Source organism: Clostridium sp. KLE 1755 (genome assembly GCF_000466465.2).
In the GTDB taxonomy this organism is placed as follows: domain Bacteria; phylum Bacillota; class Clostridia; order Lachnospirales; family Lachnospiraceae; genus Eisenbergiella; species Eisenbergiella porci.
In genome coordinates this window covers 27153-38904 of sequence record NZ_KE992651.1, presented here as the reverse complement: position 1 = coordinate 38904, position 11752 = coordinate 27153, and the positions used below count along the sequence as shown (strand labels likewise).

Annotated in this window: 11 protein-coding genes; 7 read left to right on the top strand and 4 right to left on the bottom strand. The window is 45.6% G+C overall.

Translation table 11 applies throughout. The features are described from left to right. Positions 1-358: 358 nt before the first annotated feature. The 5 genes from HMPREF1548_RS01925 to HMPREF1548_RS01905 all read left to right on the top strand — a co-directional run bounded on the left by HMPREF1548_RS01925 (position 359) and on the right by HMPREF1548_RS01905 (position 5158). Positions 359-1033 (top strand): response regulator transcription factor, encoded by a 675-nt coding sequence (locus HMPREF1548_RS01925; protein ID WP_025490339.1) that lies wholly within the window; start codon positions 359-361, stop codon positions 1031-1033. Further along, entirely contained in the window at positions 1021-2214 is a 1194-nt protein-coding gene (locus tag HMPREF1548_RS01920; protein ID WP_021633988.1) for a HAMP domain-containing sensor histidine kinase, read from the top strand. The genes HMPREF1548_RS01925 and HMPREF1548_RS01920 overlap by 13 nt, the downstream gene beginning before the upstream one ends. Before the next feature lie 188 nt (positions 2215-2402). Further along, positions 2403-3485, top strand: a complete 1083-nt coding sequence (locus HMPREF1548_RS01915; protein WP_021633987.1) for an ABC transporter permease — start codon at positions 2403-2405, stop codon at positions 3483-3485. Continuing rightward, positions 3482-4135: a hypothetical protein gene (locus tag HMPREF1548_RS01910; RefSeq protein WP_035320655.1), complete on the top strand. Its 654-nt coding sequence runs from the start codon at positions 3482-3484 to the stop codon at positions 4133-4135. The genes HMPREF1548_RS01915 and HMPREF1548_RS01910 overlap by 4 nt, the downstream gene beginning before the upstream one ends. 141 nt (positions 4136-4276) lie before the next feature. Continuing rightward, complete coding sequence (locus HMPREF1548_RS01905) at positions 4277-5158, top strand: ABC transporter ATP-binding protein (protein WP_021633985.1); 882 nt, start codon at positions 4277-4279, stop codon at positions 5156-5158. A gap of 72 nt (positions 5159-5230) precedes the next feature. Here the strand turns inward: HMPREF1548_RS01905 and HMPREF1548_RS01900 are convergent, their stop codons facing one another. The 4 genes from HMPREF1548_RS01900 to HMPREF1548_RS01885 form a co-directional block, all read right to left on the bottom strand. Further along, the gene (locus tag HMPREF1548_RS01900; RefSeq protein ID WP_021633984.1) at positions 5231-6205 is read right to left on the bottom strand and encodes a zf-HC2 domain-containing protein; all 975 of its coding nucleotides are present in this window, start codon (positions 6203-6205) and stop codon (positions 5231-5233) included. Continuing rightward, positions 6202-6678: an RNA polymerase sigma factor gene (locus HMPREF1548_RS01895; RefSeq protein ID WP_021633983.1), complete on the bottom strand. Its 477-nt coding sequence runs from the start codon at positions 6676-6678 to the stop codon at positions 6202-6204. Before HMPREF1548_RS01895 ends, HMPREF1548_RS01900 begins: the two co-directional genes overlap by 4 nt. Before the next feature lie 88 nt (positions 6679-6766). Then, positions 6767-7279 (bottom strand): GNAT family N-acetyltransferase, encoded by a 513-nt coding sequence (locus HMPREF1548_RS01890; protein WP_021633982.1) that lies wholly within the window; start codon positions 7277-7279, stop codon positions 6767-6769. A gap of 170 nt (positions 7280-7449) precedes the next feature. Further along, positions 7450-9597, bottom strand: a complete 2148-nt coding sequence (locus HMPREF1548_RS01885) for a helix-turn-helix domain-containing protein (RefSeq protein ID WP_021633981.1) — start codon at positions 9595-9597, stop codon at positions 7450-7452. 352 nt (positions 9598-9949) lie between these two features. Between HMPREF1548_RS01885 and HMPREF1548_RS01880 the strand changes: the two genes are divergently transcribed. Both HMPREF1548_RS01880 and HMPREF1548_RS01875 read left to right on the top strand, forming a co-directional pair. Beyond that, positions 9950-10804 carry an ABC transporter permease gene (locus HMPREF1548_RS01880; protein WP_081745475.1) on the top strand — a complete coding sequence of 285 codons (855 nt, stop codon included), beginning with the start codon at positions 9950-9952 and terminating at the stop codon, positions 10802-10804. Between the two features lie 10 nt (positions 10805-10814). Then, positions 10815-11723: a carbohydrate ABC transporter permease gene (locus HMPREF1548_RS01875; protein WP_021633978.1), complete on the top strand. Its 909-nt coding sequence runs from the start codon at positions 10815-10817 to the stop codon at positions 11721-11723. The last annotated feature ends 29 nt before the right edge of the window (positions 11724-11752 follow it).

The window sequence follows — 11752 nt, the reverse complement described above, 5'->3', positions numbered from 1 at the left end:
GACAACACCCCCATCCCGCCCGGGAAGAAAGACGGCTGGCTGCCGCAGCCTCGGACGGCGGAAAGTACGGCGCCTGCGCTTATGCGTTTCTCCTGCCACAGTCGATGCATGTAACTGTGAGGGGAGTAAACAGCTGCGAAGCGGCAATACTTTAAGAAATAGTTAACGAAATCTTAAATGCGGTATATCTAAGAAAATGGTATAATATCGATAAATGCAAAGGAAGCGGACAGTTCGCTGGGGGCGTTGTCTGTCCTGCGGGGACTGCGGGCCATGCGCGTGGACAGGGCGGAACCGTAAAAAACTGCCGGGGGCATGTGGGATGCCGGGGCCGGCGCTGAATGACAGGATGGTGGTTATGAAATATAAAATTTTGCTGGTAGACGACGACAGGGCACTGTTAAAAATGCTTTCCAATTTCCTGGAATTAAAGGGCTATGAAGTGAATACCGCATCCGGCGGGATGGAGGCCATGGAAAGCATAAAGGCTGCGCCGGATCTGATACTGCTTGACATCAATATGCCCGGCATGGACGGGCTGGAGCTTTGCAGGCAGATACGGGATAAGATTTCCTGCCCGATCCTGTTCCTCACAGCGAAGGCGGAGGAGCAGGACCGGGTGAACGGACTGCTTTCGGGCGGCGACGACTACATTTTAAAGCCCTTCAGCTTAAAAGAGCTGGAAGCCAGAATCATTTCCCATCTGAAACGGGAGGAACGGCACAGGACAAAATCGGAGTACCGGTTCCGGGAAGGGCTGATGATCGACTACACGGCGAAGGAAGTGCGGATTGACGGCAAAAAAGCGGATTTCACCAGAACGGAATATGAAATCATAGAATTCCTTTCCATGAATCCCGGCCAGGTATTCGACAGGGAAAGGATCTATGAAAAGGTATGCGGCTACGATGCCCAGGGAGACAGCCGGGTCATTACAGAGCTGATCAGGAGAATCAGGAAAAAACTGGCGGAGTACACAACGGCGGAATTCATTGAGACGGTCTGGGGGATGGGATACCGGTGGGAAAAATAAAAGATCTTTCAATCAGAAAATCTATCATACTCTATATGGCGGTGAGCCTCATTTTGAGCTTCCTGGCCTCGGCGGCCGTCATGCTGGCGGCGGTCAGGATACAGAAACGGGTCTGGATAAAATATATGGATGCGTCGGTTTATGCACAACAGGCTGATTTTACCTTCCAGGACAGCATCCCAAGGCCCGGTGCCTGGGAAATGACGGACGCGGATCATTTTATTTCGGAGGCCTGTGATTTTCTGGAGACCTACAGCAGCCTGGTCATTTCCGTGGCGGGAACAATAGCTGCCGTGTTTTTATTTTACCGCAATAAGCTGAAGACGCCCCTTCAGGAGCTGTCGGAGGCATCAGGGCGGATTGCAAAAAACGAACTGGATTTCAGGATTGTTTATACCTCCGGGGATGAGCTGGGCAGGCTGTGCGGGGAATTTGAGAGGATGCGGGCGGAGCTGGAAAGAAATGAGCGGAAAATGTGGCACATGATAGAGGAGGAAAAGGCGCTGCGTTCCGCCGTGGCCCACGATATCAGGACGCCCCTCGCCATATTGCAGGGATATCAGGAGATGCTGCTTGAATATGTTCCGGAGGATGCCCTGGACAAGGACAAAATGATGGACATGCTTCAGGAGGGAATGACGCAGATTGAGCGGCTGAAGCATTTTGTGGAAAGCATGCGCACCTTGTCCGGTGTTGAACAAAGAAAGGTTTGCCCCAGGAAAACTGAGTTTTTGGCGTTGCAAAAACTGGTGGAGCGAAGCGTGAGCTTCATGGCGGAGGCGGCTGGAAAGCGGTATATGGTCAGCGGCAAAAATACGGAGGAAAAACTATACCTGGATGCGGAGCTTGTCCTGGAGGTGGCGGAAAACCTCGTATCCAACGCTCTGAGGTATGCAAGGACAGAGGTGGCGGTTGATATCCGCATGGCGGGAAAGGAGCTGGAACTGACGGTCATGGATGACGGAAGCGGCTTTACGGTGAGCACGCAGCAGGCCATGAAGGCTTATTTCCATTCCAATCCCCAGGATGATCTGGAGCATACCGGACTGGGGATGTATATCAGCAGGGTATACTGCGAAAAGCACGGAGGCAGGCTGGCCGTGGGAAATGCCGAAACAGGAGGCGCAGTGGTTAAGGCCGTATTTTACGCGGCTGAGGACGGATTTCCGGAACATACGTAAACAGGAACACAGGTAAACAGGGAAGGGATCAATAGAGAACGGTTCGTAACTATGCAGTTGCGGCTGTTCTTTTTTTCTGTTGTTTTTTTGTTGATAATCGGATGCTAGGATATTTTTATAGAAAAACTGCGGCATGGCTGCTTACCCATGGGGCAGTGCCGCAGGCATAAAAAGAAAGGCGGGATATTATGAAAGCCATTATCCGAAGAGAACTGAAAAACTACCTGAAAAACCCTTTTTTCTGGATCGGTCTTTTCTTTATTGTTTTTCAAATGTATCAGATACTCAGTCCCTATCTGCATATTCACTATTATCAGCAAGGAGAGGCGGCTGAGGAACTGGCAGAGGAGAATATCGGGGATGCGGACATCACGGACGGGTATGTGCCCACGGACGAAGGGAAACGTATGGAGCTTGCCTGCGAATTGGTAAAAAGGGATATGGCGCAGGAGCTTAACATGACAGAGGAAGAGGCCGGCGAAATTCTGGCAAAGATGCGCAGGGAGGATATGAGCCTGGAGGAAATGGAAATAAGACTGGCTGAGGACTATAATTTCTATACAAAATACGGCATCCGTTATTACTATGACATATCGGAGTTTCATAAGGGAAGTGAGGGGGAAATTAATGACTATCTGGACAGGAGCCTTTCAGAGCATACCTATTCCTACTACCTGGGCAGAAAATTCACGGATTTCTGCGGCCTTTTTCTGGGATTTACGGCGATGCTTCTGCTGGCGTTCCTTTTCATCCGGGATACGAAAAGGGATACCTGGGAGCTGCTGCACACAAAGCCGTTGAGCGCATCCGCTTATATCTGCGGGAAGGCCATGGGCGGTTTCCTGGCAATGGTTCTGTTATGGGGCTTCCTGACCCTTCTGTTTGGAGGAATGTGTGAATATGCGGGGATACAAAACGGATTCCCGGTCAGCTTTCCGGTATTTTTCGCTGCGGCGGCCGTGTATATCCTTCCCAACCTGCTTATGATTGCCTGCGTTTATACGGCAGCTGCCCTGGTATTTAAGAATCCGCTGCCCGCGGTTCCGGTTTTGTTTTTATATATGATCTATTCCAATATGGGCAGCAGGGGGCCGGACGGGAACTATGGCTATTTCGGCAGGCCGCTGGCGATTATGGTGCGTTTCCCGGGAAAATTTTTTGAAACCGAGAAGCCTCCGCTGGCGTTGCTTAACCAGACGTTTTTAATCTGCGCGTCGGTGCTTCTGCTGATACTTTCCATCAGCATCTGGAAAAGGAGGTGGGTTTATTGAAACAGGAAATCAAAATTGTCCTTCCGGCATACAAAATTTTTTACTCATTGTTCTTTCCGGTGGTTCTCTGCCTGATCAGAGGCGTGGCCAGAGCCGATGAAATCGGCGGCGCGCTGGATTCCAATATGGCTCTGCTGTCCCTGGTTTTCTGCGCTGAAACCTGGGTAATGGAACGCAGCGGAAGGCGCTGGGAGATATTTACGCTGTATCCGGTAAAAAACAGGACGAAGACGGTGCTTCGCAGGCTGGCGGTGCAGCTCTGTTATTTATGCGTGCTTTCCTATGTGGGATATTTCTTTTACTATTGGCAGAAGCCCGCCGTTCCGTTGGGAAAAACGGCGGCGGGCCTTTACGGAAGCTATCTTCCGGCAATCATGGCCACAGTGATTTTCTTTGGCGTATTGTCGATGACCTTATCCAATCTGTTTCAAAACCAGTGGGCCGGGATTGGAGGCTCCTTCCTGCTGTGGCTGACGCTGTACTCCACGTCCGGTGACAAGGTTTTGGGAAGGTTCAATATTTTCGCCTATGCCTTCCGGGAACTGGATGGCCCGGAGGATTTTTCCTGGCTTTGGGGAAAGGCGGCGGGGATTCTGATTGCGGTGTTTCTGCTGGGGTGGCTGCCCCATATTTTAAAGAAAAGAGGATGAAGGAGTTTAACATGCGCCTGGGGAGCGCTTTTGAAGAATGCGGAGGGTAAACACTGCCCCCGGACGGAAGGAAGCGTTTCCCGCCGCCTGATTTGAGTATAACATTAGCCGCGTATTTTTTTCGCGCAGATAGGAGCAGGAATGAATATAAAAATGAAGGATGTAGCGGTGAGCTTTAAGAACGGCGTAACAGCCGTAAATCATGTGAATCTGGAAATCCCCCAGGGGATTTTCGGGCTACTGGGGGAAAATGGGGCGGGAAAAACCACGCTGATGCGGGTACTGACTACTGTATTGAAGCCCTCCTCCGGAACGGTACTGATGGACGATTTGGCTTACAGTGAAGGCAATTATGAGAAAATCCGGCGAAAAATCGGATATCTGCCCCAGGAGCTGAACCTGTACCCGAACCTGACCGTCCGGGAATGCCTGGAATACCTGGGCGGGCTGTCCGGCGTGCCCCGGAAGGAATGCAGGGAGAGAATTGACGAGTATCTGGAAAAAACAAGCTTGGCGGAGCATCAGAAGAAAAAGATGAGGCAGCTGTCCGGCGGAATGAAACGCCGTGTGGGCCTGGTTCAGGCGCTTTTAAACGAGCCGGAGTTCCTGATTGTGGATGAACCTACCACGGGGCTTGATCCGGAGGAGCGGATACGTATCCGGAACTTGCTGGTGGATTTCTCTAAAAACAGGACGGTGCTTTTTTCCACCCATGTGGTGGAGGATCTGGCCGCTGCCTGCAGCCGGTTGGCTGTTATGAAAAAGGGGGAATTCCTGTATACAGGAGAGATGAGCGAGCTGCTGCAGATGGCCAAGGGACATATCTGGGTGGGCACGGTTAGGAATGAGGAAGAGGCCCGGATGTGGGAACAGACCTGCCATATTACTTCGAAGCAGTATACGGAAAGCGGCCTGCGGGTGAAAATCATCAGCGGGGAAAAACCGGGACCAGGATGTGTGCAGCCGGAGATTACGCTGGAGGACGCCTATATGTATCTTATGAACCGGGAGGCAAAAAACTAAAAAGGGGCGGGGACGGCGGAGAAGTGTTTTAAAATACATGGACACTTCTCCGCTGTCCCCGTCCCCGGAGGCTTATCTGGCGGATTTCCCATTGCGGAGGAAGCCCGCAAGCAGCAGAAGCCCGCCAATGACAAAGCTGGAAAGCAGGACAATCAGGCAGACGTTCGCATTAATTAAAGCATTCGTCGACCAAAGGGTAAGATTGGCCTGGAACACGCTCAGATGATAGGTGCCATCTAAAATCAGGCTGATAATATCATTGGCGAAAGCAGTAACCGCGCCCACGGCAATGACGCAGATACCAGCCCGGATAAAGCCGTTGGCTTTCAGGTAACGGATGGCTGCAAACAGCGCCCAGGCGATCAGCGCGCCCACGGTGGAGATAAGAAGCGCCGGCCGCCAGTAGCCGGCAGCTTTGCTGTAAAAACCACAGGAGACAATGAGCAGGTAAAAAAGAATCGTATCCATAGCCATGACAAGCAGCCCTTTATTTCGTTCTGCAAAACCCTTTAACGGCGCCTGGCCGATAACGAAGGGCAGGAAGACGACGGAAAGCCCGAACAATACGGCAGTTGTGGCCACAAGCAGCCAGTTTCCCCCGCTATACAGGCAGCAGGTCAAAAGCAGCAGGAACAAACTGACGGCAAAGCTTCCAAAGGTCCACAGCCCCTTCTTTTTTTCCGCCATCATGGGTACGGCAGTGATGGAGGCCAAAACCAGCAGGGAGGTCAGCACGATAAAAAACCAGTCCAGCGTATTCCCGGTGGCGAGGTTAGCGATAAAGCAGGTAAGAAGCGTGATGGCAACAACGATAAATCCTGCGAACAGGGCTTTCTTCTTAATGCTCCTGGTATAATTTTTTATAATATCCTCTTTTTCATCATGCAGACAGTTTTCATAAGTGTTGTCCTGCAGTTTTTTCATTAGACTCCGGCAGGAAGCGCATTCCTCCAGGTGTTCCTCCACAATTTTCTTACTCTGTTCGCTGCAGGCCTTATCATAATAAAGCGGCAGCAGGTCTTTAATAACATCACATGAATATTTCATAGCTCCTCCATCCTTTCCTGAATTTTAAGACGTGCGCGGTGGTAAGTAACTCTTGCCCAGTTTTCCGTTTTGCCGAACAGCTTTCCGATTTTCTGGAAAGACAGCTCACCGAACACTCTTAGCTGAAATACTTCCTTATATGGTTCTTCCAGATTATGCAGCACCTGATGTATCTGAAATGCGGAATCCTCGTTCATGACGGCGCTTTCCACGCTGATGCCGGACGCCTTTTCCTCTGTTTCGGCAACGCAGGTTTTCTTCTGCAGTCGCAGCTCGTCGGTGAACAGGTTCTTGGCAATGGCGCACAGCCAGGTGAGCTCGGAGGAATTCCCGGCATATTTCTTCCCGGCGGTGATTGCCCTGAAAAATGTTTTCTGCGTGATTTCCTCTGAAATGTCCCGGTTCCTGGACAGCGCCAGGACAAAGGAATATACCTGCATGTAATAGGTGTTGTATAACTGCTCGAAATCCATTTCCACGACTTCGCCTCCCTTCTTATTGGTTTTGCTGGTTAGACGGAGGAGTTACGGTTTCGTTACAAAGTTTTTGAAAAAAATATTATTATTCAATATCAATCGTCCCGGTAATCCCGGACAGCGCGCCTTCCTTCAGCTCCAGCGCCATGCACCATTCCCCGCAGCGGGACTTGTCCGCCACATGGTAAATCCCGAATTCATAAGATCCCCTGAATCCAAAGCGATGGTAAAATTGCGGATCCCCGCAGAGAAACACGGCCGTGTAGCCAAGCTCCTGCGCGATTTGAAAGGCTTCCTTCATCATAGCAGTGGCGATGCCCCTGCGGAAATAATCCGGATGCACGCTGATAGGAGAAAGCAGCAGCTGCGTCACGGCGCCCTCCGGTGTGGTAATGTCCGTTTTATACAAAACGATTTGTCCCACCAGCCGGCCATCGTCATTTTCCGCAACCAGGGAAAGTTTAGGAATAAAGGCAGCCTTTTTGCGGACTTCATTTAGATAATCCCATTCCCCTTCATTGGTCGAGGTGGCAAAGGATATTTTTACAAGCTCATAAACCTCCGCGTAGTCGGCGGGTGTTTCCTGACGTATTTTCATGGCGGCTCCTGTCTGCCCTTTTAGGGGCGGGGATTAAAGAAATTAACATAACAACAGATTTTGAAAGCAATAAATAATTGATGGTTTCCAGTGTGTATGTAGTGGCGTTCATTTGTAATAGCATAGAAATACAGAAAAAGTCAAGTAAATAAGACCGGATTATTAAAACTTTATTGCCGCATGCTGTTTCTATATTGATTTGGGGTTAAAGAGGTTATTGTCTTAAAATTTTTTACAAATATGGAGGAGTCAGAATAACCTATGTGAGCGGCGATATCCTTAATAGTCATATTGGTTTTTGTAAGAAGCTCCTTTGCCTGATCGATTTTCAATACCGTAATATATTTGGCAGGGCTAATGCCCAAATGCCGTTTAAACTGCTGACTGAGATTATTAAGTGATAAACTGAAATGTTCTGCAACGGCTCCAAGATAAAAGTCGGGCTCTGTAAAATGTTCCATAATATAGGATTGAATGCGTTCCATTTTTAAATTAGAACATTCTTCTGAGCTTTTGCATACAGAGACGGTATCAGAAAGGGATTTCTTCATCAAAGTAAGAAAAGCAGCAGCATCCTCGCAAGTTTTTATTTTTGAAAGCTTTGAAAGGTAACGATTGATAGTCTGGAAACTTTCTGGTTGTTCCGTGCTCAATCCCTGACAGACGATATGGAAGACTTCATAACAAACTGTTTTTGCCATTGAGTAACTGAGTGTATCAGAAAGAAGCTGTGAACTGATACATTCCAGAATTTCTATCGCACTATCTTTGTTTTCACTGGCTACCGCACTGCGCAGACTGTTTAACTCCATCTGGGGATAGAATAATACTGGATTAATAGAGGCTGGAGAATGATAATAGTGGATTTTGTTATCAGGAAGATCATCATAATTATATTTGGATAAGGCTTCAATATAGGATATATGGATTTGGTCTTTTTCCATGACAGGAGAACCAACATATAACTCTGCTGAAATTCCCTCTCCATTCAGAATTTGCAGCATTTTCCGAAACAGTGAGTCAAGCTGTGTATTTTGATTACTGATGGATCCTATGACAGCATAAATGCGCAGGTCAGATTCCAGTGTACAATAGACAGAAAAACCTGGATGTGCAGCATAATACAGCATATTGTCAAGAAAAAATTGTGGAGATGGTTTCTTGTTAAGCCTGAAAATACATACAGTGAAATAAGTACTGTTTAAAATTACACGGTAGTTTTCCAGACTCTTATTGATTGTCTCAATATTATCATACTGATTGTTCAGGAGCCTGTTCAGAAGAAGGCTTCTTGACACATACTGTTCCTGGATTAACTGTTCGTCAAGAAGCCGGTTGTGCTTGGTCAAAAGATCCATGGTTTGTATCGCCTGGTATATTTCTGGTTTTGCATTGGTTGAACGCTCATGAATCAGTCCTGTACGCTGTAATGCATGCTTAAGATCCCGGTAAGGTTTATAGCTTTGATAACTGAAATAGCTGAGGAGAATCATGGATAAAGTGCAGACAATAATGCTTGTAAGAATAAAAAGTTGTCTGGCATGATAAAAATCATAAAATGTTTCCTCATCATTTAATACTGTAACAAGACTATAATCACCGCCGGACATAGAGGAAGACAGATAACTGTAAGGATTAGCCGTTGTTACAGATGTTCCATTAGATCTTGCATAATCCAGGTCATATTGGGGGCGGCCGGTTTTGTTAATCAGACAGGTTTCATCGTAGTAAAGAGCATATTCCTGCTGGGAAAAGGGCATAAACCGTCCCTGCTGGACAATGAAAATCAGATATCCATAGGGGTACAGAGAATATATGGGATAAGGGGCTATAAAGCAAAGTTTTCCGTCTGAGAACAGCGGAATCAGTCCCTTGGCATTCCATTCGTCTTCGGATATACCTGAAAGTGCGGAGGAGAGAGACGGACCAAATAAAGCCTTAAAAGTATTCTGGGTATATGTACTCTGCGCAGCATAGACAAGACTGCTGTCAGGAAAATATAAAATAATTTCTTCAAGAGTATTATTCAGAGCCTTACAATAACGAAGCTGATCAATCAGATCAATACGGGACATAATATTTTCGTTCAGTTCCGTTTCTGAAATTTTGATTTGTGAAGCAATATCTATCAATTTATTAATATTCTGTTCGAAATCGTTTAGTTTATTGTTTTGGTAGGAGAGTTCCAGATTATATGTTGTTGTCTGGAATTTTTTTATAAGCTGAGTATGTGTAAAAAAAACCAGGCTTATTACAGGGATTGAAAAAACAATAAAATATGTAATGAAATTACGGACAGCAGTCTTTGGAATATTCATTTCTCGGAATCACCCCGCATTTGATATTGATAATCTATTATTGTATAGTATATTAAATGTAATTGTCAAAGTCAACAAATTATATGGAATTATATGGAAAAAATTAGAATAAATTCATAAAAATGAAAAAAGAAGCATAAGTGAAATAAAAACAATGCGCAAAAATGAAGCGCGAACAATGAATGAATTATGCAATATTTACTGCGAGCGATAAAAGAATTAAAGTTGGATTAGCCGGTGAGGGAACTTTTCAAAGAATCAAGTCCCGGACAAAAGAAATAATTAAAGATAAGGAGTGGTGGGAGTGACAAAAAACAAACTGCTGTGGAAGAGATGGAGGGTACTGTACCTTATGCTCATTCCAGGAATAATCTACATTTTTATTTTCAATTACATTCCTATGTATGGAGTGACAATAGCATTTAAAGATTTTTATGCTTCTAAGGGGATTTTGGGGAGTCCGTGGGTAGGCTTGGAACATTTTAAAAGAGTTTTCCGTTCACCGGATTTCCTGCCTATATTATGGAACACTTTAATACTGAGTATTTATCAGCTTGTATTGACATTTCCGATTCCTATCTTTCTGGCGTTGCTGATAAACTCGTGTCAAAGTAAGAAATTTGGTAAGTTTGTTCAGAATGTTACATATGCGCCGTATCTGGTATCTGTAGTAGTGCTCGTAGGCATGATGATGATTATGTTTGCACCCAGAGGAGTTTTTAATAATATTCTTGAACTGGCGGGTGGAGAACGTCAGCTTTTTATGGGAGATGAAAAGTATTTCAGGCATATATTCGTTCTTTCTGCCGTCTGGCAGACTACAGGATGGAATTCAATTATTTACCTGGCCACACTTTCCGGAGTCAGTCCTGAGCTTTATGAGGCGGCAAGGATGGACGGAGCAAATAAATTACAGCGGATTATTCATATAGATATGCCGCATATCATTCCTACTATTGCAATTATACTTACTCTGAATGCAGGGGCGGTAATGAGTATGGGCTTTGAAAAAGCGTATCTGATGCAAAATGATTTGAATATCGGAGTATCCGAAATTTTATCTACCTATGTATATAAGAAAGGACTTCTGGATATTGATTATGGGTATTCGGCAGCAGTGGGGCTGTTTAATAATGTGATAAACCTCATTATACTGCTGTTGGTAAATAAAGCGGCAAAGAAAATAACGAAAAGCTCATTATTTTAAGGAGGTTTATATGGGAAGGAAAAAAGTACATGTCAAACGCTCCGGCAGTGATTTGGCTTTCGACATTATAAGTTATTTAATACTGGGAATTGTATCTTTGATTGCAGTTTATCCGCTTTATTTTGTTCTGATTGCTTCCATCAGTTCTCCGGAAGCGGTAAATGCCGGCAAGGTTATGCTGTACCCAATAGGCGTAACGCTGGAAGGATACCAAAAATTATTTGAAGACTCACGTATCTTTACAGGATACAGGAACACGATTCTATATACGGCAGCAGGAACAACGCTGGATTTATGTCTTACACTTATTACAGCCTATCCGCTTTCTTTCAAAAAACTGCCGGGAAGAAAAATCTTTACAGGATTTTTCCTTTTTACCATGTTTTTTAATGGTGGTTTAATTCCCACTTTTTTATTAATAAAAGGTTTGGGATTATATGATACGCCCTTTGTACTCGTACTTTTGGGAGCACTGAATATATATAATATGATAATTGCCCGTTCATTTTTTGAAGGAACAATTTCAAAAGATTTAATGGACGCGGCAGAAATTGACGGCTGCGGTAAATTCAGATTTTTTATTTCGATTGTTCTGCCGTTATCAAAAGCTTTAATAGGGGTTCTTGTTGTATATTACGGGGTAGCGCACTGGAATCAGTATTTTAATGCATTGATTTATATTTCAAAAGAAGCTCTTAGGCCGCTTCAGATGGTACTAAGAGAAATACTGATTCAAAATTCCTCCACCATGCAGGTTTTTGATGAATCTATGATGCTGGAACTGCTGCGAAGAGAAAGATATGCGGAGTTGATAAAATATGGGGTTATTGTAGTGGCATCCATACCAGTGCTCTGTATTTATCCGTTTATTCAAAAATATTTTACAAAGGGGGTTATGCTGGGGGCGGTAAAGGAATGAGTATATAAGGCTGTATATGAAAACAAAGT

Excerpts from the sequence above, each read along its gene's own strand:
- HMPREF1548_RS01925 (WP_025490339.1), top strand. The coding sequence starts at position 359 with ATGAAATATAAAATTTTGCTGGTAGACGACGACAGGGCACTGTTAAAA.
- HMPREF1548_RS01915 (WP_021633987.1), top strand. The coding sequence starts at position 2,403 with ATGAAAGCCATTATCCGAAGAGAACTGAAAAACTACCTGAAAAACCCT.
- HMPREF1548_RS01890 (WP_021633982.1), bottom strand. The coding sequence starts at position 7,279 with ATGAAAATACGTCAGGAAACACCCGCCGACTACGCGGAGGTTTATGAG.
- HMPREF1548_RS01900 (WP_021633984.1), bottom strand. The coding sequence starts at position 6,205 with ATGAAATATTCATGTGATGTTATTAAAGACCTGCTGCCGCTTTATTAT.
- HMPREF1548_RS01880 (WP_081745475.1), top strand. The coding sequence starts at position 9,950 with ATGCTCATTCCAGGAATAATCTACATTTTTATTTTCAATTACATTCCT.
- HMPREF1548_RS01905 (WP_021633985.1), top strand. The coding sequence starts at position 4,277 with ATGAATATAAAAATGAAGGATGTAGCGGTGAGCTTTAAGAACGGCGTA.
- HMPREF1548_RS01895 (WP_021633983.1), bottom strand. The coding sequence starts at position 6,678 with ATGGATTTCGAGCAGTTATACAACACCTATTACATGCAGGTATATTCC.
- HMPREF1548_RS01875 (WP_021633978.1), top strand. The coding sequence starts at position 10,815 with ATGGGAAGGAAAAAAGTACATGTCAAACGCTCCGGCAGTGATTTGGCT.
- HMPREF1548_RS01885 (WP_021633981.1), bottom strand. The coding sequence starts at position 9,597 with ATGAATATTCCAAAGACTGCTGTCCGTAATTTCATTACATATTTTATT.